Origin of the sequence: Oceanobacillus piezotolerans, assembly GCF_003665065.1 — a bacterium.
GTDB lineage: Bacteria > Bacillota > Bacilli > Bacillales > Amphibacillaceae > Oceanobacillus > Oceanobacillus piezotolerans.
This window is the reverse complement of record NZ_RCHR01000003.1, coordinates 378,005-400,135: the sequence shown is the minus strand read 5'-3', so window position 1 is coordinate 400,135 and position 22,131 is coordinate 378,005. Positions and strand designations below refer to the sequence as shown.

At 36.4% G+C, this 22,131-nt stretch carries 20 protein-coding genes; 7 read left to right on the top strand and 13 right to left on the bottom strand.

Going from position 1 to position 22,131, the window contains the following annotated elements; translation table 11 throughout:
• Positions 1 to 184 precede the first annotated feature (184 nt).
• Positions 185 to 283 (bottom strand): GapA-binding peptide SR1P, encoded by a 99-nt coding sequence (locus D8M04_RS10045; RefSeq protein WP_121522780.1) that lies wholly within the window; start codon positions 281 to 283, stop codon positions 185 to 187.
• Positions 284 to 785: 502 nt separating this feature from the next.
• Here D8M04_RS10045 and D8M04_RS10040 point away from each other — a divergent pair.
• Entirely contained in the window at positions 786 to 2,324 is a 1,539-nt protein-coding gene (locus tag D8M04_RS10040) for a glycine betaine uptake BCCT transporter (protein WP_121522779.1), read from the top strand.
• Positions 2,325 to 2,351: 27 nt separating this feature from the next.
• On the opposite strand, the gene lpdA is transcribed toward D8M04_RS10040, so the two are convergent.
• The 5 genes from lpdA to D8M04_RS10015 all read right to left on the bottom strand — a co-directional run bounded on the left by lpdA (position 2,352) and on the right by D8M04_RS10015 (position 8,354).
• Entirely contained in the window at positions 2,352 to 3,758 is a 1,407-nt protein-coding gene (lpdA, locus tag D8M04_RS10035; protein ID WP_121522778.1) for a dihydrolipoyl dehydrogenase, read from the bottom strand.
• Positions 3,759 to 3,761: 3 nt separating this feature from the next.
• Positions 3,762 to 5,030, bottom strand: a complete 1,269-nt coding sequence (locus D8M04_RS10030; RefSeq protein ID WP_121522777.1) for a dihydrolipoamide acetyltransferase family protein — start codon at positions 5,028 to 5,030, stop codon at positions 3,762 to 3,764.
• A 21-nt stretch (positions 5,031 to 5,051) separates the two neighbouring features.
• Positions 5,052 to 6,029, bottom strand: coding sequence for an alpha-ketoacid dehydrogenase subunit beta (locus tag D8M04_RS10025; protein ID WP_121522776.1), 978 nt, complete (start codon positions 6,027 to 6,029; stop codon positions 5,052 to 5,054).
• Between the two features lie 3 nt (positions 6,030 to 6,032).
• The gene (pdhA, locus tag D8M04_RS10020) at positions 6,033 to 7,115 is read right to left on the bottom strand and encodes a pyruvate dehydrogenase (acetyl-transferring) E1 component subunit alpha (protein WP_121522775.1); all 1,083 of its coding nucleotides are present in this window, start codon (positions 7,113 to 7,115) and stop codon (positions 6,033 to 6,035) included.
• A gap of 561 nt (positions 7,116 to 7,676) precedes the next feature.
• Positions 7,677 to 8,354, bottom strand: coding sequence for a YkyA family protein (locus D8M04_RS10015; protein ID WP_246001174.1), 678 nt, complete (start codon positions 8,352 to 8,354; stop codon positions 7,677 to 7,679).
• 176 nt (positions 8,355 to 8,530) lie between these two features.
• Between D8M04_RS10015 and def the strand changes: the two genes are divergently transcribed.
• The 3 genes from def (at position 8,531) to rnjA (ending at position 11,507) form a co-directional block, all read left to right on the top strand.
• Positions 8,531 to 9,082 (top strand): peptide deformylase, encoded by a 552-nt coding sequence (gene def, locus D8M04_RS10010; RefSeq protein ID WP_121522774.1) that lies wholly within the window; start codon positions 8,531 to 8,533, stop codon positions 9,080 to 9,082.
• Positions 9,083 to 9,620: 538 nt separating this feature from the next.
• Complete coding sequence (locus D8M04_RS10005) at positions 9,621 to 9,836, top strand: DNA-dependent RNA polymerase subunit epsilon (RefSeq protein WP_121522773.1); 216 nt, start codon at positions 9,621 to 9,623, stop codon at positions 9,834 to 9,836.
• 3 nt (positions 9,837 to 9,839) lie between these two features.
• The gene (gene rnjA / locus D8M04_RS10000; RefSeq protein WP_121522772.1) at positions 9,840 to 11,507 is read left to right on the top strand and encodes a ribonuclease J1; all 1,668 of its coding nucleotides are present in this window, start codon (positions 9,840 to 9,842) and stop codon (positions 11,505 to 11,507) included.
• 258 nt (positions 11,508 to 11,765) lie between these two features.
• Here the strand turns inward: rnjA and D8M04_RS09995 are convergent, their stop codons facing one another.
• The 6 genes from D8M04_RS09995 to cbpB form a co-directional block, all read right to left on the bottom strand.
• Complete coding sequence (locus D8M04_RS09995; protein ID WP_121522771.1) at positions 11,766 to 12,434, bottom strand: potassium channel family protein; 669 nt, start codon at positions 12,432 to 12,434, stop codon at positions 11,766 to 11,768.
• 223 nt (positions 12,435 to 12,657) lie between these two features.
• Positions 12,658 to 14,496, bottom strand: coding sequence for an ABC transporter ATP-binding protein (locus D8M04_RS09990; protein ID WP_246001173.1), 1,839 nt, complete (start codon positions 14,494 to 14,496; stop codon positions 12,658 to 12,660).
• Positions 14,497 to 14,512: 16 nt separating this feature from the next.
• Positions 14,513 to 16,261: an ABC transporter ATP-binding protein gene (locus tag D8M04_RS09985; RefSeq protein ID WP_121522769.1), complete on the bottom strand. Its 1,749-nt coding sequence runs from the start codon at positions 16,259 to 16,261 to the stop codon at positions 14,513 to 14,515.
• Between the two features lie 438 nt (positions 16,262 to 16,699).
• The gene (locus D8M04_RS09980; RefSeq protein WP_158595109.1) at positions 16,700 to 17,137 is read right to left on the bottom strand and encodes a TlpA family protein disulfide reductase; all 438 of its coding nucleotides are present in this window, start codon (positions 17,135 to 17,137) and stop codon (positions 16,700 to 16,702) included.
• A gap of 648 nt (positions 17,138 to 17,785) precedes the next feature.
• Positions 17,786 to 18,028, bottom strand: a complete 243-nt coding sequence (locus D8M04_RS09975; protein WP_121522767.1) for a YkuS family protein — start codon at positions 18,026 to 18,028, stop codon at positions 17,786 to 17,788.
• A 249-nt stretch (positions 18,029 to 18,277) separates the two neighbouring features.
• Positions 18,278 to 18,733 carry a cyclic-di-AMP-binding protein CbpB gene (cbpB, locus tag D8M04_RS09970; RefSeq protein WP_121522766.1) on the bottom strand — a complete coding sequence of 152 codons (456 nt, stop codon included), beginning with the start codon at positions 18,731 to 18,733 and terminating at the stop codon, positions 18,278 to 18,280.
• Positions 18,734 to 19,466: 733 nt separating this feature from the next.
• Here cbpB and D8M04_RS09965 point away from each other — a divergent pair.
• The 3 genes from D8M04_RS09965 to D8M04_RS09955 all read left to right on the top strand — a co-directional run bounded on the left by D8M04_RS09965 (position 19,467) and on the right by D8M04_RS09955 (position 21,701).
• Positions 19,467 to 20,318, top strand: a complete 852-nt coding sequence (locus D8M04_RS09965) for a metallophosphoesterase (protein ID WP_121522765.1) — start codon at positions 19,467 to 19,469, stop codon at positions 20,316 to 20,318.
• 99 nt (positions 20,319 to 20,417) lie between these two features.
• Entirely contained in the window at positions 20,418 to 20,993 is a 576-nt protein-coding gene (locus tag D8M04_RS09960; protein ID WP_121522764.1) for an SCO family protein, read from the top strand.
• Positions 20,994 to 21,230: 237 nt separating this feature from the next.
• Positions 21,231 to 21,701: a YkyB family protein gene (locus D8M04_RS09955; RefSeq protein ID WP_246001172.1), complete on the top strand. Its 471-nt coding sequence runs from the start codon at positions 21,231 to 21,233 to the stop codon at positions 21,699 to 21,701.
• A 57-nt stretch (positions 21,702 to 21,758) separates the two neighbouring features.
• Here the strand turns inward: D8M04_RS09955 and D8M04_RS09950 are convergent, their stop codons facing one another.
• Positions 21,759 to 22,109 carry a hypothetical protein gene (locus D8M04_RS09950; RefSeq protein ID WP_121522763.1) on the bottom strand — a complete coding sequence of 117 codons (351 nt, stop codon included), beginning with the start codon at positions 22,107 to 22,109 and terminating at the stop codon, positions 21,759 to 21,761.
• Between the last annotated feature and the right edge of the window lie 22 nt (positions 22,110 to 22,131).

Here is a 22,131-nt window from a genome sequence, read left to right as displayed (position 1 = left end):
GAAAAACAAAGCGGTGTTTTCCGAATGTCTAGAAATCGATGCATTTTAAAAAGCTGCACATTTTGTGCAGCTTTTTTATGAATATTAACTGGCAGTAAGATCTAACGAGATTAATTTGAGAGCTTCTAACAATGGTATATGGAGGTAGAAGAAATCCTTATTAATAGAAGTTTTACTTTATTTATCATTTGCAATTAGGACATGTACTATAAAGCGTTGTTACTTTCTCTTCTTCATAAGCTTCAATCACTTTTTCACAATCTTGACATACAATTGTACCCACTTAGTCCATCTCCCTTTATAATTAATTATTTTGATAACTTAAACACATTATAATATGTCACAATATGAAAATCAAGCCTTAATTAGTATAACACTTTAAGTTTTATATTTTAATTAGTGTACATAATTGATTTTTAGTGTATATATTGGTTGGTAAATATGCTGTGTTTAGCTTGAAAGGGCCTACAATAATGAGCCTGATTCATTATTTGGTTTTAAATCAAAGAGAACTCTAAAGGAATAAAACTAAACATCAACAAATTGAATGTTTGACTTTCCTTCCGTTCCCCTTTTACAATTGATTAGTTCATGAAATCTGCTAATTTCATACGGATGTTAATTTATTATAAAACTGCCTGTTTTTAATTAGCCAACGAGCATTACAGCCCTTTATCCATACATAAATCCAGATTTATAACTTAGTAGACTTTGTAGTCTATATATATGAATGATTTTTAATGGAACGGGTAAAGTATTTATTGAGGCAAGAAAGGAGTTCATCTATGAAGAACAAAGTAACAAAAGTATTCTATATCTCAGTTATAATCGTATTACTATTTATTATCTGGGGAATTATTCCCGATGAAACATTACCAAATGGGAATTTAAATGATGTTACGACTGTTATTCAAGGTTTCATTGTTGATCATTTTGGTTGGTTTTATTTAATTTCTGCAACGGGATTTTTGGTTTTCGCCATTTACCTAATTTTCTCTAAGTATGGAAAGATTAAACTAGGTAGACCAAATGATAAGCCTGAATTTTCCTATTTAACATGGTTTGCTATGTTATTCAGTGCTGGAATGGGAATTGGTCTTGTATTTTGGGGGCCAGCTGAGCCTTTGTCGCACTTTTACAATCCGCCATATGGTGAAGCAGAAACTGCAGATGCAGCAAAAACGGCCATGAAATACAGTTACCTCCATTGGGGATTGCATCCATGGGCAATTTATTCAACCGTCGCCTTAGCTCTCGCTTACTTTAAATTCCGTAAAGGGTCTCCTGGATTAGTGAGTAGCGTTCTGATTCCTTTATTTGGCGAGAGAGCTAAAGGTGGAATCGGTACAGTAATCGATACAATTGTTGTATTTGCAACTGTTTTTGGAGTTGCCACCTCTTTAGGTTTTGGAGCTATTCAGATCAGTGGTGGTTTATCATATGTTTTTGGAATCGAACAATCCATCTTCATAGAATTAATTATTATCGCAGTCGTTACAGTACTATTTATCGGCTCCGCACTATCTGGGATAGGAAGAGGTATAAAATACTTAAGTAATATTAATCTAATTTTAGCTCTTTTACTCATGTTATTTGTTTTGTTTGTAGGACCAACTGGTTTCATTATAAACTTCTTTACTACAACTTTAGGAAGCTATATTCAGGATCTTCCGAGTATGAGTTTACGAATGGCTCCTTTTAATGAAGCAAGTACAGTATGGATTAACGACTGGACTATATTCTATTGGGCTTGGTGGATTGCATGGGCACCTTTTGTAGGTACCTTCATCGCCCGAGTATCCCGAGGACGCACAGTAAGAGAATTTGTCTCAGGTGTACTGTTGGTACCCACAATTATAGGAGCACTATGGTTTACAGTATTTGGGGGTACAGCCATCAACTTTGATTTCTTTCAAGGAATGAATATAATGGGAGAAGTCAATAGTGTTGGAGAAGAAGTAGCTTTATTTGCGGTATTAGAACAATTACCTTTAGGCACTTTAGTATCTGTTGTAGCTATTTTGCTCATAAGTATTTTCTTTATTACTTCGGCTGACTCGGCAACATTAGTGCTTGGAATGCAGACTACTGGAGGAGGATTAGATCCAACTAATCGTGTTAAATTCACATGGGGGATTATACAATCTGCAACGGCGGCAGTCTTGTTATGGCAGGGCGGACTCGGAGCATTGCAAACAGCATCCATTATAGCCGCTTTTCCGTTTACCATCATTATGATACTGATCGTGATTTCTTTGGTAAAAGCCTTTAAACAAGAGTCTTTAATCATGGAAAAAGATAAAATGAAAGAAAAAAGAAGGTAACCCTAAGGGTTCCTTCTTTTTTAATAATTATAAAATATGGATTGGAGTACCTAGAGCAACTTCTGCTGCTTCCATTGTAATTTCTCCAAGTGTTGGGTGAGCATGGATTGTTAAAGCAAGATCTTCAGCTGTCATTCCTGCTTCAACTGCCAATCCAATCTCAGAAATCATATCACTTGCATTAGGACCAGCAATTTGTCCACCTAATAGTAGACCATCTTCTTTACGTGTCACTAATTTAACAAATCCATCTGTATCATCTAATGACAATGCACGACCATTAGCTGCGAACGGGAACTTACCGATTTTAACATCGTAACCTTGTTCTTTCGCTTCAGCTTCTGTAAGTCCCACTGTAGCAAGTTCAGGTTCAACGAACGCTACTGCTGGAATTCCGATATAATCAACTTCAGATTTTTCTCCACTGATTGCTTCTGCTGCAATTTTACCTTCATAAGAAGCTTTATGTGCTAATGGAGCACCTGGAACGATATCACCGATAGCATAGATGTTTGGAACATTTGTACGGCATTGTTTATCAACTTTAATTAAGCCTCTGTCAGTCATTTCAATACCAACTTGTTCTAAACCAAGTTCACTTGTATTTGGACGACGACCAACTGTTACTAATACATAATCCGCTTCAATTGTTTCTTCTTTACCCTTCACTTCATATGTTACTTTCACACCGTCTTTAGTTTCTTCTACACCTTTAGCCATAGCTTCGGTAATAATATTTGCGCCCTTCTTCTTCACGCGTTTCTTAAACAATTGAGTCATTTGTTTTTCGAATCCGCCTAATACATCTTTAGCACCTTCTAGGAAAGTAACTTCCGTACCAAAGTTAGCATAAGCAGTACCTAGTTCACTTCCAACATATCCAGCACCAATAACAACTAACTTCTTAGGTACTTCTTTTAAGTTCAATGCGCCTGTTGAATCTAAAACGCGATCGGAAAACTTAAATGTTGGAATTTCAATTGGTGTGGAACCTGTTGCAATAATACAATCTTTAAATTTGTAAGTTTGAGAAGACTTCTCATCCATTACTTTAGCAGTGTTTTGGTCAACGAAATAAGCTTCACCACGAACGATGTCTACCTTATTTCCTTTCAATAGACCTTCCACACCAGATGTAAGCTTGTTCACTACTTGTCCTTTCCATTCTTGAACTTTCGTAAAGTCTACTTTAACATCTTTAGTTGTTAAGCCAATATTTTCATAGCCATGAGCAGCTTCTACTCGATGACCGGCTTCGATAAGTGCTTTAGAAGGAATACATCCAACATTTAAGCAAACTCCACCTACGGCATTTTTTTCTACAATAGTAACTTTTTGTCCTAATTGTGCAGCGCGAATTGCAGCTACATACCCGCCAGGTCCGGCTCCAACAACTAGAGTGTCAACTTCGATTGGAAAATCTCCAACTACCATTACCTACGCCTCCATCATAATTAATTGTGGATCATTCAATAAACGCTTGATTTGGTTCAATGCATTCTGAGCTGTAGCACCATCAATTAAGCGGTGGTCAAAACTTAATGAAACCGCTAAGACTGGAGCAATTACAATCTCTCCATCGCGAACGATAGGTTTTTCAGCAATACGACCAATACCTAAAATGGCTGCTTCTGGATGGTTAATAACTGGAGTAAACCATTGTCCACCAGCTGAACCAATGTTTGAAATCGTGCATGATGCACCTTTCATCTCATCAGGTGCTAGTTTACCATTTCTTGCCTTATCTGCCAATTCATTGATTTCTGCGCTTATTGCAAAGATAGACTTACGGTCAGCATTTTTAACAACTGGTACTAACAAGCCTTTATCTGTATCTGCTGCGATACCAATGTTGTAATAATGTTTTTGTACAATTTCGTTAGTTTTATCATCGATAGAAGCATTCAAGATTGGATATTGTTTCAATGCAGAAACTAGTGCTTTTACTACATATGGCAAGTAAGTTAACTTAATACCTTGATCCAATCCAACTTGTTTGAATTTCTTGCGATGTGCAACTAACGCTGTAACATCTACATCATCCATTAATGTAACATGTGGAGCTGTATGCTTCGAGTTAACCATTGCGTTTGCAATCGCCTTACGAATTGGTGACATTTTCTCGCGAGTTTCAGGGTAATTTCCTTCCGGTACAGAAGTTTTAGCAGCTTCTTTTGTTTCTTCTTTTGCTGGTTCTTCTGCTTTTGCTTCTGCAGCAGCTTGTCCACCATTTAAGAAGCTATCAATATCTTCTTTTGTGATGCGGCCATTATTACCAGAACCTGAAACTTGTTGAATATTAACACCTTGTTCACGTGCATATTTTCTTACAGATGGCATTGCAATTACGCGTTTACCATCCTCTACTGCTTCTTCTTTTTCAGCAGAAGCTTGTTCTGCTTGGTCTGCAGTTTCTTCTTTAGGAGCTTCAGCTGGAGCTTCTTCTTCTCCACCTTCAGACTCGTAGCCTTCTGCATCCAATGAAATGAAGACATTACCTACTGTTGCAACTTCTCCTTCAGCTACGTGAATCTTTTTAACCGTTCCATCTACTGGAGAAGGAATCTCTACAACTGCTTTATCATTCTGAACTTCACAAAGCACGTCATCTTCTTTTACTTCATCGCCTTCATTAAAAAACCATTTGACGATTTCGCCTTCTGCAATACCTTCACCAATATCTGGGAATTTAAATTCAAATGCCATGAATCATATACCTCCTAGTTTTTAGAAATTCAATACAGTGTTTACTTTTTCAACGATGTCTTTATGGCTTGGTAACCAAACTTCCTCTGCATCAGAGAACGCATAAACTGTATCAGGAGCAGTTACACGCAACACTGGTGCTTCTAGATGTAAAATTGCTCTTTCTTGAATTTCTGTAACAACATTGGCAGCAATACCTGCTTGTTTTTGTGCTTCTTGAACAACAACAGCACGATTTGTTTTCTTAACAGATTCCAAGATTGTTTCTATATCGATTGGTGAAACTGTACGTAAATCAATAACTTCTGCTGAAATACCATCTTTTTCAAGTTCTTCAGCCGCTTTTAAGCAAGAGTGAACCATTGCACCATAAGAGACTAGAGTAACGTCTTTTCCTTCACGTTTCACATCTGCTTTACCAATTTCAATAGTGTATTCTTCTTCCGGAACCTCTTCACGGAATGAACGGTATAGTTTCATATGCTCTAGGAAAATAACTGGGTCGTTGTCACGAATAGCAGAAATTAATAACCCTTTTGCTTCATAAGGTGTAGAAGGAATAATTACTTTAAGACCTGGTTGCTGTGCCATTAATCCCTCTAAAGAATCTGCGTGAAGTTCTGGTGTATGAACCCCACCGCCGAATGGAGCACGAACCGTAATCGGCATTGTCCATCTTCCACCAGAGCGGTAACGCATACGCGCCATTTGACCACTAATAGAATCGATTACTTCATATACAAAGCCAAAGAATTGAATTTCTGGTACTGGACGGAATCCTTGTGTTGCTAACCCAATAGCAAGACCACCAATTCCAGATTCTGCTAGTGGTGTATCAAATACGCGATCCTCACCAAATTCTGCTTGGAGTCCTTCAGTAGCACGGAAAACTCCACCGTTTTTACCAACATCTTCACCGAATACAAGCACATTTTCATCATTCTTTAGTTCTGTGCGCATTGCATCAGTGATAGCTTGAATCATTGTCATTTGTGCCATGTTTTATTTCGACTCCTTTGCTTTGTACTCTTCCATTTGCTCTACTAAGTTAGATGGAAGCTCTTCATACATATTTCCAATTAAATCTGTAACTTTTTGTTTTGGATATTTTTCAGCATCTTTAATTGCTTGTTTAATATCTTCTTTTGCTTCTTCAATTACTTTGTTTTCTTCTTCTTCAGACCATAATTTTTTACCTTCTAAGAATTTACGGAAACGAACAAGTGGATCTTTCTTCGCCCACTCATTATCCATTTCTTCAGAACGATAACGTGTTGGATCATCACCAGACATTGTATGTGGACCATAACGGTAAGTTAGTGTTTCGATTAAAGTAGGACCTTCGCCTGCAACTGCACGGTCACGAGCATGTTTTGTAGCAGCATATACTGCTAAAACGTCCATACCATCTACTTGAATACCTTCGATACCAGCAGCAACTGCTTTTTGTGCTAATGTTTTCGCGCTTGTTTGTAATTCTCGAGGAACTGAAATAGCAAATCCATTATTTTGCACCACAAAAATAGCCGGAGCTTTGTACGCACCTGCAAAGTTCATTCCTTCATAGAAGTCACCTTGTGAAGTACCACCATCACCTGTGTAAGTAATAGCAACTGTTTTTGCACCGCGTTTTTTCATGCCTAGAGCCACACCAGCAGTTTGAACATACTGTGCACCAATAATGATTTGTGGGCTTAATGCTTGCAAATCTTCAGGCATTTGGTTCCCATGGAAATGTCCTTTTGAGAATAAGAATGCTTGATATAATGGAAGTCCTTGCCAAATTAGCTGCGGAACATCACGATATCCAGGTAAAATAAAATCGTCTTTCTCTAGCGCAAATTGACTCCCTAGTTGAGAAGCTTCTTGACCTGCAGTAGGGGCATAGAACCCTAAACGTCCTTGACGGTTAAGTGCAATGGAACGCTGATCTAAAATACGCGTATAAACCATACGGCGCATAAGCTCTTTTAATTCATCATCCGATAACTCAGGCATATCATCTTGATTCACTATTTCTCCATTTTCATTAAGAATCTGGAATGTTTCGAACTGACTTTCAACACTTTCTAATACGTGTTTCAAAATAGTTCACCTCTTCCTTTCATTAACCAGTTTATTATTTTCATTTCTAGCCTTTCCAAAAAAAAGGAAAAACTGTACTTTAATTTATAATTCTTGTACCCATTTTCTTCTATAACTAACCGTTTCATTCTATGCTGTATGTAAACTGTTATAAAATTATTTACAAAATGATTGGTACAAATATTAACTGATTCAAATATAACGTATTCAAAACTATAGGTCAATGACTTTGTTTTATAATTTAAATCAATTATCTACATAAAACGCTCCTAATTTTACGTTCAAATGCATATTTTAACATCCCTGTTACATTTCAAATAATAAACTGTATCATATTTACGTATTCACCAAGATGCAGCTAGAATTTATTTTTATTATGATAAAAAATGAATCTCCCCTCAGAGGGGGGGTCATCCCCCACTTACTACCTTGTTTTCTTCTTCAATTCTTCTCGTTAAGGAGCGTACAGCCAGTTAAACTACGGTAAATTGCCATTACTGCAGGACTTAAAAAAAGGATTATTACCAATAAATGGTATATAATCCTTTTCATTTCCTATTATTAAGCATTTGCAGCGTCGTCTTCTTTAAAAGTAACATTTAGGTCTGCAAGCTCATAAAATTCTTTTTTTAATTCATTATATTTAACTGTATATTGATTAAAATTATCATTTGCTTCCAGAACCGATTGATAGCTTTCGTTGGTCTTATGTATATGATTTGTCAATTCTTCTTGTTCTAAATTCTCTGTTTGAAGCATGTTATATAACTCTTTTTCTAATTTCAGTGATTCATTATATGCTTCATGCAATGAAGTATAAGATTGGTAGCGATTTTGCATGGTGTCATACATTGAATGCGCCTTTTTCTTCAATGCTTCATTATCCAGTTTTGAAATTAACTCCTCAATCTTATTAAACTCCTCTTGAGAAGCATCGATGCTTTCTTTTTCGACTTCAATTAATGAGGCACGCTCTTCAATAATCGTTATAGCTTCCTCTGATAGCTCAGTAATTTCCTTGTATTCTTCCATATCCAAATTAATAATTTCACTATAAATTTCTTGCTCACGTACTTCCAATTGAGTAATTTCATTTTGCTTGTCTACAAAATCAGATTCTAGCGATACTGCTTTTTCTAGATGATTATGTATTTCTTCTTCCGTACTCACACCATTACATGCGAACAAAATGGTAATAAAAAACATAAATAATAACAATGGGATTGCTTTTCTTTTCACGAGTCTCCCCTCCTTGGAATTCTATAAATACAATTTTATGTTTTACAGTATAACATATTTCATTCATTGCTTTAGATTTCATTCTAGGTTCTAAGATATGATTTTTTAATAAATGTTATGTTAATATAAAGTTAATATTAGCTTTTCATATTTAAAGAACTAAAGGAGTATAACAGATGATTACTATGAAAGATATTGTACGTGAAGGTCACCCTTCCTTAAGAAAAACAGCCAAAGAAGTTCCTGTACCATTAACTGAAGAGGATAAGACGTTATTACAAGAGATGCTTACCTTTTTAAAAAATAGTCAGGATGAAGAGATCGCTAAGGAATATGGTTTAAGAGCAGGGGTTGGTTTAGCTGCCCCACAACTTGGAATAGAAAAAAGATTGATTGCGATTCACTTTCAAGATGAAGATGGGAAACTTTACAGTTATGGGCTTGTAAATCCTAAGATTATAAGTCACTCAGTTGAAGGAACATACCTTGCTTCTGGAGAGGGCTGTTTATCGGTAGATCGCGTAGTAGAAGGTTACGTGCCTCGACATCGCAGAATAACAATTACGGCAACCGATACGGATGGAAATCCAGTTAAACTCAGATTAAAAGGTTATCCAGCAATCGTTTTCCAGCATGAAATAGATCATTTAAATGGTGTTATGTTTTATGACCATATTAATAAAGAGAATCCATTTGCGGCCCCTGATAATTCACAACCGATTGAATAGTAGTTAAGTGTCAACGCTTATGTTGACACTCTTTTACTTATATAACTACTATAATTTCTGCTAAGGCCAATCATATAAGTACGAACAATGTATAATTAAACTCTTATTGTGAAATATAAAAATACATAGTACGTTAAGGAATTATGACTATTTATTAATAAATCATCGATTTTTATTTCAAAATTTACCAATTCATACTATACTATAAGTAAGAGGGATTGGAACGGTAAATGTTTTTGGCGCTTTTCTTAAATTTTTGAAAGGAGACGTGTATTACACATGTTAAAACGCCTTAAAGAAAAGCTTAAGAAACGTTGGAAAGAATTACTTGGAAAAGAAGGACGTGTACCAACGACTTTTGAAAGAGACTACCATTAATCAACCCATCAGCTAGTATTTTAGGTTTAGCAGGTTTAAAAGTCAGAAATGGACAGAACGGAAAACAATCATCTTATTCAATTTTTATTCGTTGCTGGTGGAATTATAGAACTTATCAGCGGATAATTTACTAAACAGAGAAAACGTTAGGAGAGATATTATGATATACAAAGTATTATATCAAGAACTATCGGATGAGGTTCCTATTAGAGAACATACACAAAGTATGTATATAGAAGCTGAATCTGTGCGTCAAGTACGAGACATATTAGCTGATCGCAAAGCCAATATTAATATAGAATTTATCCAGCCATTAGATGAAACACATTTAGAATACGAGAAACAATCCGAGCATTTTAAAGTGGAGAATGCGTAACATATGAAATTTGTTAAAAACGATCAAACTGCCGTTTATGCACTTGGTGGTCTTGGTGAAATTGGTAAAAATACGTATGCCGTACAATTTCAGGATGAAATTATCCTAATTGATGCAGGAATCAAATTCCCGGAAGACGAATTATTAGGGATTGATTATGTTATTCCTGATTATACTTATTTGGTCCAAAATCAAGATAAAATTAAAGGATTATTCGTAACTCACGGACATGAAGACCATATTGGCGGAATTCCTTATTTGTTACGTGAAATAAATGTGCCAATTTATGCTGGAAAACTTGCGACTGGATTAATAAGAAATAAATTAGAAGAACATGGTTTATTAAGAAATACTAAATTATTGACAATTGAAGAAGATGATGTAATAAAATTCCGTAAAACCTCTGTTTCATTTTTCAGAACGACTCATAGTATTCCAGACGCCTTTGGGATTGTAGTTAAAACTCCCCCTGGAAACATTGTTCACACTGGTGATTTTAAATTTGATTTTACTCCCGTTGGGGAGCCCGCTAACTTAACAAAGATGGCTGAAATCGGCAAAGAAGGTGTTCTCTGCTTACTTTCGGATAGTACCAACAGTGAGGTACCTGGTTTTACAATGTCCGAAAGAATCGTAGGAGATAGCATCAATGATATCTTTAGCCGTGTAGATGGTAGGCTGATTTTCGCGACCTTCGCTTCCAATATTTATCGTTTACAACAAGTTGTTGAGGCTGCCGTTAAACACGATCGCAAAGTTGCAGTATTTGGTCGTAGTATGGAATCAGCAATCAACTTAGGACAGGAATTAGGATATATTCAGGTTCCCAAAGAAACGTTTATTGATGGTAACCAGATAAATAGACTGCCTGCTAACGAGGTAACCATTTTGTGTACTGGCTCTCAAGGCGAATCAATGGCAGCATTGTCACGCATTGCAAATGGTACACACAGACAAATCCAGCTTATTCCTGGAGACACTGTCGTATTTTCTTCATCTCCAATCCCTGGAAATACGGTAAGTGTTTCAAGAATTATCAATAAGCTATATCGTGGTGGAGCAGATGTTATACATGGCAAGTTGAATAACATTCATACCTCTGGCCATGGCAGTCAGGAAGAGCAGAAGCTCATGCTTCGTCTTATGAAGCCAAAATTCTTTATGCCCATACACGGAGAATATCGGATGCTTAAAGAACATACAAAGCTAGCTGTGGCGTGTGATGTAGAGCCGGATAATTGCTTTGTTATGGACAATGGCGATGTACTAGCACTTGGCAAGGATACAGCAACTGTATCTGGTAAGATTCCTTCTGGTTCTATTTATGTAGATGGCAGTGGAGTTGGTGACATTGGTAATATTGTATTACGCGACCGCCGTATTCTATCAGAAGAAGGATTAGTTATAGTCGTAGTTAGTATCAACATGAAAGAATTTAAAATTGCTGCAGGTCCAGACATCATTTCTCGAGGCTTTGTTTATATGAGAGAGTCAGAGGACTTGATTAAAGAAGCCCAGAAATTGGTTTCTTCCCACCTGGACAAAGTTATGGAGAGAAAGACAACACAATGGTCTGAGATTAAAAATGAAATAACAGATACCATTGCACCTTTCCTTTATGAGAAAACAAAACGCAGACCTATGGTATTGCCAATCATTATGGAAGTTTAGAGCAAAGGCGGAAGTACCCGTTTAGCAAAATTGCACTTCTCCCATCGCAATGAGATAAAGGAAACATGCCCTTTACGGGGGTATGCCGACAGTGGGCGTTTGCCCGATTTTAGTTGGCCTTATCGAGTGGGGATGTAGGAAGTTTGGGACTTCGCAATGCTCTTCCCATCAAAAGATCTGCTAGTTGCTGGGCGCTGGAGCCAGAAGCGGCCTATCAAAAAAAGACATCGCAAATTCTCTTGCGATGTCTTTTTTTACTTAATCATTATCAATCACCAAATATCTTTCAAATCTCGAAAGGTCATTATCAGCCCCAATAACGATTAGTATATCATCTTCACGGAGTAACGCATCTGCCTGCGGAGATACATTGATATCTTTTCCTTGTTTAATTGCGACAACATTACATCCAAATTGAGCACGAATATCCAAATCAATTAACGATTTATCTACCATCTTCTTACCCGCTTTTACCTCTACGATACTATGATCATCGGACAGCTCCAAATAATCAAGAATATTACTCGAGATGAAATTATGGGCAAGTCTTTTCCCCATATCCCGTTCAGGGTGGACAACCCGATCAGCACCTATCTTATTTAAGATTTTCTCATGATAGTCATTCTGTGCTTTTACGGTTACTCGTTGTACTCCTAAATCTTTTAGGATTACAGTCGTTAAAATACTCGCTTGTATATTCTCTCCTATAGCTACAATTACATGTTCAAAGTTAGATATACCAATCTCTTTTAAAGCCTCTTCATCCGTAGAATCTAAAATCACGGCATGAGAGGCCACATTCTTAAAGTTGTTCACTCGGTCTTCATTCTTATCTATCGCCAATACTGGCATTCCCTCATTACTCAGTTCTCTGCAAATACTGCCACCAAAACGCCCTAATCCTATTACCGCAAATTCTTTTTTCATTTTCATCCTCCGATAACTCCGATAAATTGAAGCATCAATCAATTTGAGATCCTACCCAAATGATGGCTCAAGTTAAGATTTTCAGTTTTCCCCTATTAAGGATTGAACCATTTTTTAAAGTAAGGGGCATACTGCCAAATTATGACATCATTCTATTTGTTTTCTACTTTGTCATTTTATCATAATTAATAACGAAGGGCAGATTATTAACCACCCTCCCCTTCTAGATAGCATCTAACATATGAAATTGTGATTTTACTAAATGATAATATTTGCCCTCTTTTTCTAATAATGCTTCATGATTTCCTTGTTCTAAAATGCTTCCATTTTCCAAAACAAAAATGACATCTGCGTCTCGAATGGTTGATAGACGGTGAGCAATAATAATTGAAGTTCTACCTTTTAATAATTCTCTCAATGCGTTTTGAATTCTAACTTCAGATTCTGTATCAATGCTAGCCGTAGCTTCATCGAGAATGATAATCCTAGGATTAGCCAGTAATGCACGAGTAAAGGAAAGCAACTGCCGTTCACCAGCAGAAAGTATATTCCCTCTCTCTTCCACCTCGGTATCATACCCATTGTTTAAACGACTTATAAAATCATCTGCCCCAACCACTTTTGCAGCTTCCATTACTTCCTGGTCGGTTGCATTGGGCCTTCCAAACCGAATATTTTCCATTATAGTACCAGAGAAAATAAATGTATCTTGTAAGACAACACTTATTTGGCTCCGTAAGCTATCTAGACTTACATCACGGAGGTTATGCCCATCAATAAGCACATTCCCTTTGGTAGGATCATAAAACCGACTAATTAAGTTCGCAATGGTGGACTTACCACTACCTGTATGACCAACAAGAGCAATTGTCTGACCCGCCTCTATATCTAAAGAAATATCCTTTAAAGCAATTCGGTCAGATTGATAGGAAAATTCGACATTCTCAAATGCAATATTCCCCTCTATCTGTTCCAAGGAATAAGCGTTATCTTTTTCTTTCACATTTGGCTTCTCATCTAGAAATTCAAAAATTCTCTCCGAGGAAGCCATAGCCATAAGTAATTGATTATACATCTGGCCTAGTCGGGAAATAGGTTCCCAGAACATCCCTAAGAAGAAGGCAAAAGATACAAAGGTTCCAATTGCAATGCCACCATTCTCTGGTCCTAACAAAAGCAAATAAGAACCGTAAGCAATTAGAATCACGGTACCAATTGCATCACTCAATTCCACAAGCGGGCGAAACATTGCGCTTTTCTTTGCAGCTATTCGGAAACTATTGAAGTAACCTTTATTGACCCCTGAAAAAAATTCTGCATTCTCCTCTTCCTGTGAAAAAGATTGGGTAATCCGCATTCCTTGCAAGCTTTCATTCAGATGTGAATTCAATCTGGATTGATGCATCCGAACTTCCTGCCAGGATCTGCGAATGTTTTTCCTTAGTTTTGTAGAGATATAGAACATAAGCGGGATAACAATAACTACCGCTAATGCTAACGGTGGACTAAGCACGAATAGGATTATGATAATACCAACAAGCGTGACCATATCCATTAATAAACTTATAATCCCATTAGTGAAAAGTTCCTGTAATGAATTTACATCATTGAGAATCCTAACAAGAATAGAACCCGCAGACCTAGAGTCGAAAAATCGATGGCTTAATCGCTGAACATGTGAGAATAGATGTTGCCGCAAATCATAAATAACATTTTGACCAAGATGATTCACCCATTTAATACGGAAAACGTTTGCTGCATAGTTAAATACATATAAAATACCGATAATAAAGACCAGGTAAGTTAGTAAAGCAGGATTTTCATCCCGAATTGCCATATCGATCGCCACTTTACCAACCAAAATTGGAACGGTCAGTCTTATAATGGTAGAAATTAACATGGCTGTTATGGCGCCAGGTAAGTACGTCTTAGCATACGGCTTAACATATTGCATTAAGCGCCATATCTGCTTCCAATTAAATGGTTTATCTATCACCGTATCAACCGTATAATGAAATCTTTTCAAATGTCTGCTCTCTTCCTTTATCTTTTTGCCAGACAAGCAATTCCCTCCATTTCTAATTCGATGTCTGAACCATTTCTTCTTGGTCCCGATATTGAATATCATAGATACGTCGATATGAACCATTATTATTTAATAATGTTTGATGAGTACCACGCTCAACAACCTCTCCATCCTCTAAAACCAAGATTTCATCAGCATGTTTCAAGGAAGATATTCTATGAGCAATAATAAAAGAGGTCCTGTCCCTCATCACTTCTTTTAGAGCCTTTTGTATCTTAAATTCTGTTTCCATATCTACTGCTGATGTTGCATCATCCAGAACGAGTATACTAGGATTGATGCAAATCGCACGAGCAATAGCTATGCGTTGTTTCTGTCCACCAGATAACCCCATTCCTCTTTCACCCAACATCGTATCGTAAGCTTTTGGCATTGCCATAATGAAATCATGTGCTTCTGCCCGCTTTGCTGCACTTACTATTTGTTCATCAGTCACATCCAGATTTCCATAAGCAATGTTTTCTTTAATGGTGGTAGAAAAAAGAAAAGGCTCCTGCAGGACGAATCCAATATGCTTCCTCAGTGTTTTTAGCTTATAATTCCATACCGGTCTACTATCTATCAGCACTTCACCCTTCTCCGGCTCATAGAACCTTGTAATTAATTGCGTAATGGAAGTTTTCCCTGACCCAGTTGATCCAATTAATCCAATGGTTTTGCCTGGGGGAGCATCAAAGCTAACATTTTTTAAGGCAGAATCATCATCTTTTATATAAGTTAATGTCACTTGATTAAACGTCACATGCCCGTTAATCGGAACTTCAATAGCAGTTTCTTTCTCCTTAATATCCTCGTTGGCATCCAGTATCTCAATTAATCGTTCTCCTGAAGCCTTTGCTTGTGAGAACTGATTAATGATAAAGCCAAGATTCATTAACGGTCCTAGGATATACCAAACCAAGCTAAAGAATGCAACGAGCTCTCCAACTTGTAAGCTTCCCTGAATAACCATATAACCGCCATATGATAATAAAGCTACAACACAAATATTTCCGATCAACTCCATTAAAGGGAAGTATTTAGACCAAATCATCGATGTATCTAAGTACCTCTTTTTATAATCGTGATTACTAGTTGAAAACCGATCAATCTCAAAGTCTTCTCTTGATAATGACTTTACTGTGTTTATTCCACTAACGTTCTCCTGAATACGTGTATTTAATATTCCCATAGATTTTCTGATTTTACGAAAAGAAGGGTGTACACGTTTATCAAATTGGAACACCACAACAATAAGGAAGGGTATTGCAGTCATGGTTACTAATGCTAACGAAACAGAATAATAGAACATGACAGTTAAACTAACCGTAATTAACAGCACTATGCGAATGAGTTCCGCAAATCCTGCAGATAGAAAAAATCGAAATCCTTCTACGTCCGAGGTTAGTCTAGACATAATATCTCCTGTCTTCGCATTGTCATAGTATTTAAATGACAATCGCTGTAGTTTGTTATATAATGCTTTCCTTAAATGATAAACAGAAGTCATTCCAAAATAGTCACCTAAATATTGAAAACCAAAGGTAGTTAACCCTTTTATGACCATGAGTCCCAGAAAGATAGCTGCGATATATGGAATTAGATTATATCTGTTTTGAATTACAACCTCATCAATGGTTATCTGCAGGATAACAGGGTATACAACAGTGATTGCAGTCATAAACAACAAGAGAAAAATAGACCAGAAGAAATAACTCCTAAAAGGCCAATAGAACTCTTTTAATTTTTGAAACGTCCCCAATGTCTCCCTCCCCTTTCTTTACCAGTAATTACTAATATAACGGTTAACGAAATAAATTACCATATATTTTTATAAATTTGCCAATTTATCATTAAATAGGAAAAATGCGAAGAATAGAACAAAAGCGCAAGCGCCCCGTTTAGCAACGTACAAACTGGAGCGCTCCGCAATGAGATAAAGGAAACATGCCCCTTTAGGGGGATGCCGACGTTGGCAAAAGCCGTTTTTAGTCGGCACTTCCTTTAACTTGATTAAGGAAATTCAACTATGTTCGTAGTGGAGGAGTGTGAAGTTTGGGACTGCACAATGCTCGTCCCACCAAAAGATCTGCTAGTTGCTGGGCGCTGGAGCCAGACGTGGCTTTTCTTAATGATAAAATACCCACAGGTCGTTCATTTTATAATTTCCTAGAATGAAATAAAAAGAAGATGACTTTTGTCACCTTCTATCTTCTACAATCCGCTCTATTCTTTTTAAAAGCATATTTAATCGTTTTGTTGCTTGGTAATGACGTAAATTGTTCCTATGGTCGAATAAAAAATAGGATGGAACAAATCGAATGTTAAATTGTTTGGAAAGATTATAGTCATTATCTATAAGGATAGGCTCTGTTAAATTATATTTTCTTGCCATCCTTTCAACCTCTTTTATATCCATATCTTGCTTACTTCGTGGCATGTGAATTGCTATAACATGAAGCTTGCCCTGATATTGCTTCTTTAACTCAGCAATTTTGGGTAATACCCTTTTACAATCACTGCAGCTTACGGACCAGAAATGAATGAGGGTTGCCATATCTTTGCCCTCATTTTCAGAGTAATGATTAATTACATTCGTATAGCCTTTAAGTACAGGCATTTTCTCATTCAGCTTCAACTTAACCCCTCCCATATTGATACTTCCTAATTTTATATGTAATTTTTATAAATATGGTACATTGGGAATTTTAAATAAACTGTGAACTAGTTTAATTTCTTCTTATATAATGATAATTCCGAAATCACAACGTAAATATGCGCTCGTGATTTCCGCTGCGGGCAGTACGCTTTCCGCGGGCAACACCTCAGCCACGGGCCAATAGGATGTTGGTCATAAAGGCGTTGCTACAGGATGGGGCGGTTTTAGCCTTTGAACCTTTCCCACTTCCTGTGGGGTCTTCAGCTGTTGCTTTTCCCGCAGGACAAGGAATGCTTCGGCAGCGACGCATCGCACGAAGAAAAAGTGCTTTTCTTTTTCGAGGAGTCGACTGTCCTCCGCTCCAATCACTTCATGTTAGCGGAGCTTTATCCAATGCTTAATAGGTTTAAAAGCACAAATTAGCGGAGGAAATACACGGAGACTCCTGCTGGATGAAAAGCCTAGTTGAGACCCCGCAGAGACGTAAGTCTCGAGGAGGCTCAACAGCGCCCGCGGAAAGCGTAGTGTATTTCCGGAGCGGTGTTACCCACTATTTTCCTATCAATTTAAATTTAAAAATTAACCAAAAAGGTCCACCCTATTTAAGGATGAACCTTCGTAATTGTATTAACCTAGCCTCTCATTTACCATTTGACAAATATCTTCTGCATTAAGTCCATGCGCGCTTATAACAGATCCTTGTGTGCTGATATCCGCCATACCCATCACGTCTTTATCTTGACCTGAAATAACACAACAATCACAGTTTTGGGCATCAGATTCCGATTTAAGCTCAACTACTTCATGCCCTAATTCCATTAATGCCTCTTTTACATCCGTGAGTGTCCCTTCCACTCCAATTCTAGCCATTATTATATCCTCCTCTATGAGAAATTACATATGTAGTGTTTACCAATTAGGGATATAATATGCAGCACTTCTTTAATAAGCTTATTTGACATGGATGGCATACGCAGCATGGACAACAACCATTCATACTTCTTCTTTATGGTTTAACCTAACCTCATATGCTGCAATTCTCTTCCACTACATTACAAGGAGACACTTTTTTAATGACAGAAAAAAGGTAGAATTTCTACCTTTATATAAATAAGTAAACTATTTTTTAAATAAATTTGTGGTATATATTTCTTTTTTTAATTGCTTTAAAATAGCTCTTCTTGTAAGAATTCCATCAAAAATACCGTCTTCATCTTCCACACAAACGAAAGCATGATTAATCATAGCATTTAACCCGTCTAATAGATTATCCTCTTTGGATAAGGTAGGAATGTCTGTGGTCATAATTTCTTTTACCCGTATTTCTGATAAGAGCTCCATTTCGAATCGCTCAAGACCTAGAATTTGATTCAATATAGCCGATTTTCCAATTATACCCAATAGTTTGTATGAAGAATCTAATACCGGTATGGCTGAATAACCAGATTTAACCAGTACCAGCAGAGCGTGCTCTGAAGGATTATTTACTTGAACGTGTGCGACTTTCTCCGAGGGAATCATTAACTCAGCCACAGTAATATCTGTTAACTGTCTATTTTCTTGTATCATACTCATATCAAACTCCCCTTTGGTTCTTATTTTTGTTATGGTAGCGCTTTCTTTAAAAAACAAGTATTTATATATTTATAATACCGCAACAGCCTCTATTTACTTAAGGTGATGATCCACATTCAGTATGAATGATAGGGATCCATAATATTGTTGAAATAAATAAGATTAGGCAGGAATAAACTACAAAAACATATCTAGAGGGAATGGAAACGCAGAATGTTATTTAATTGTTTCGATTGGCCAAATTCATTAAATTTAAAAATATGACTATACTGCATTTATGCAAGTAGGTGACAAAATACGCTCTATATTATTATATGTATAGAATGAGAATTGTTCTTTTTTAAAAGCTGTCTTTCACTCCCCCAAGGATGTAAGTTATGAACTCGTTGTCTTATTCAACACGAATTCTTCTTGAAGGACCTTAAAGGTATCCCTAAAAATTCTTTTTCCAACAAAGTATACATACTCTAAAGAATGGGACTAACTTGAAGTCCAGTTCTTTACAATTGTCTTCTTCAAAATTGTTAAGTTTTAATGTTAATCATTTAGTACTTTTCTGTTTCCTCTTCTAATATGAAATTTAGATGACATACTTACTAATTTCATATAAAATAAGGTGATTGTGTTTTATTCTGTTTACACATTTAATACTAAATAAACACTATACAGAAGTCAAACAATTAAGCACTGTTCTGAACACTCCTTATTATACTTATTAGAAAGGCTGAAAATAATGAATCGTCGTACCTTTTTAAAAAGGGGACTTGCTAGTTTAATAACAGCATTAGGACTGAGCGGTAGTGGATACGTTTATGCCAGAAACATCGAACCGTTTCTTCTACAAATAAAAAAAGAAAGTATTCGCTCTCATAAAATCCCTTCTTCCTTTAATGGATTCAAGATCGTTCAATTTTCTGACACCCATATTGGTTTCCATTATGGATTAGAACAATTGAATAAGTTAGTTTCTAAGATTAATAATTTAAAACCAGACATTATTGTCTTTACGGGGGATCTGGTTGATGAACCAAATAAATATAATAATCACTTCAATCTCCAGGAAATTCTTAGCAAATTGCAAGCAGGATACGGCAAATACTGGATTTACGGTAATCATGATCATGGTGGTTATGGTACTGATATTATTAATAATGTAATGGAACAATCAGGGTTTAATCTCTTACAAAATAGTCATACCCTTATTGAGAATGGTAACGACCGGTTTATTCTTGCGGGTATTGATGATGTAATGTTAGGTGATCCAGACATTCACGCTGCTTTAAATAATGCAAATGACGAATTGTTTACCATCTTACTCTCTCATGAGCCTGATTTTGCTGACTATGTTAGCTCCTTCCCTGTTGATGTACAATTTTCTGGCCATAGCCATGGAGGTCAAGTTCGCTTACCTTTCATCGGGCATCTATACACCCCCGATTTTGCTCAAAAATATGTTCAAGGAAAATATCAAATTAAAGATTCTGACCTCACTTTATTTGTTAATAGTGGAATTGGCACCACTAGACTCCCATACCGTTTCCTATGTAAACCAGAGGTTCATCTTTATACATTAGAGCGGTCCTAGTATATGTTCACAGCTTTTTCAAACTTTTCATTAAAATGACGATGTGAAAAGTGTTATACTTTTAGTTAATGTATACTTGGGAAAGAAAGGGGTTATAACTTGAAAGTTTTGAAATTATTTATTTTCATAAGTGTACTTTTGATATTAGCTGCCTGTGGTGGATATTCAATTGATACGAACATGTCAGAAGAAGTAGCAGACTTTGAATTTACAACTCAAGATAACGAAACTTTAAGTTTAAGTGATTTAGAGGGTGAATGGTGGATTGCTGACTTTATCTTTACAAACTGTACAACAGTCTGTTTGCCTATGACCGCTAATATGGCTAACCTGCAAGAGAGATTCGAAAAGGAAAATATTGAGGCTAAACTTGTTTCTTTTAGTGTAGATCCAGACTATGATACACCTGAAGTATTAAAATCCTATGGAGAAAGTTATGGAGCAGACTTTTCCAATTGGTCTTTCTTGACTGGTTATGATTTTGAATCCATAAAGGAGCTTTCGATTAAATCCTTTAAAAATTTAGTACAGGAACCACCTGAGGGATCAGATCAAGTAACACACGGGACGAGCTTCTTTTTAGTTAGCCCAGAAGGAGAAGTTATTAAAAATTACAGTGGAACACAAAAAGCAGATTTGGACAATATTATAAACGACTTGAAGCAACTTCAATAACATATAGCGATACTGCCAATCAGCGTAAATTTGGAGCTTGAAATAAGAAGCTAGATTGGTATTATCCCTTCTTACAATAACATGGGGGTTCTGTGCCCCTTTAACCTTTGATAAATCAGTGGAGGGTTCAGCCCTCCACTTTTTTACATTTAAGATTAGTTATTGTTCTTGCACATGTACAAGCTTTGGGTTACGATAGAGTTGTTTAGAATTAATAGAAGAAAGGAGGAAAAAAGATTGGACGAGAGTACCACATTATCTGATCTTGCTATTGCTTTATATACAGTAAATCGGCATGCAAAAACAGCTCCTGAACCTCAACATTTATACTATATTAAGAAGGAAGCTATAAACCAGCTGCTAAAAGAGAGAAAAGCCAAAAAGATAGGACTTCATTTTTCTGATCATCCAAAATTTAGTAATCAACACTCCACGCTATTAGTGAAGGTAGATGATTATTATTTCCATATCCCCCCTTCTAAAGATGATTTCAAAGAATTAGAGCATCTAGGTTCACTCGATCAAAATTATCGAAATCCTCAAACAAAAATGTCCTTATCAAAAGCAAAACGAATTATTTATAATTATATTGGTTATCAGCCCGATAGGAAGCAACCAACGAAGAAGAGATATAAATCTTCCTACTACACTCCATCTTCCCTTGGAAAAATGGAATGGCCGCCTGCCAGAAGGTCACATCGACCATAAAAATTCTTATAAACAGTTAGACAGAGCATGGGTATGTAACGCTCTGTCTATTCGTATTTAATTGCGTCCTTTACGAAGCTCGGAAAAAAATTCTACTACTCTTAATAGAAGTAATCCTGCTCCAAATACAGCCAAAACCTTTAATAACATATTTAATAGACTAAAGGTCAAAGGTTCGATGGCATCAAGAGAAAGCACCATTGTAAAGAACAGTACTAATATGAACAAGCTACTTATCAGATAACTTAATACTTTGGTTGATTGTGAAACGACAAACCACTCAACAATTGGCTTAATCAATAAAAAACTAAGAATGACCCCAACGATGATTAAGAATAGATGGATATCATTCTCCTCAATACCTAAAGCTGACAATTGTGATAGTTTAATAAAATAAAATGCATTCATTTATTATCCCCTAGCTTTTTTA

Coding starts and splice junctions, on each gene's coding strand:
- rnjA (WP_121522772.1), top strand. CDS start 9,840: ATGAAATTTGTTAAAAACGATCAAACTGCCGTTTATGCACTTGGTGGT.
- D8M04_RS10040 (WP_121522779.1), top strand. CDS start 786: ATGAAGAACAAAGTAACAAAAGTATTCTATATCTCAGTTATAATCGTA.
- cbpB (WP_121522766.1), bottom strand. CDS start 18,733: ATGAGTATGATACAAGAAAATAGACAGTTAACAGATATTACTGTGGCT.
- lpdA (WP_121522778.1), bottom strand. CDS start 3,758: ATGGTAGTTGGAGATTTTCCAATCGAAGTTGACACTCTAGTTGTTGGA.
- D8M04_RS10005 (WP_121522773.1), top strand. CDS start 9,621: ATGATATACAAAGTATTATATCAAGAACTATCGGATGAGGTTCCTATT.
- D8M04_RS10030 (WP_121522777.1), bottom strand. CDS start 5,030: ATGGCATTTGAATTTAAATTCCCAGATATTGGTGAAGGTATTGCAGAA.
- def (WP_121522774.1), top strand. CDS start 8,531: ATGATTACTATGAAAGATATTGTACGTGAAGGTCACCCTTCCTTAAGA.
- D8M04_RS09950 (WP_121522763.1), bottom strand. CDS start 22,109: ATGAATGCATTTTATTTTATTAAACTATCACAATTGTCAGCTTTAGGT.
- D8M04_RS09995 (WP_121522771.1), bottom strand. CDS start 12,434: ATGAAAAAAGAATTTGCGGTAATAGGATTAGGGCGTTTTGGTGGCAGT.
- D8M04_RS09975 (WP_121522767.1), bottom strand. CDS start 18,028: ATGGCTAGAATTGGAGTGGAAGGGACACTCACGGATGTAAAAGAGGCA.
- D8M04_RS09965 (WP_121522765.1), top strand. CDS start 19,467: ATGAATCGTCGTACCTTTTTAAAAAGGGGACTTGCTAGTTTAATAACA.
- D8M04_RS10025 (WP_121522776.1), bottom strand. CDS start 6,029: ATGGCACAAATGACAATGATTCAAGCTATCACTGATGCAATGCGCACA.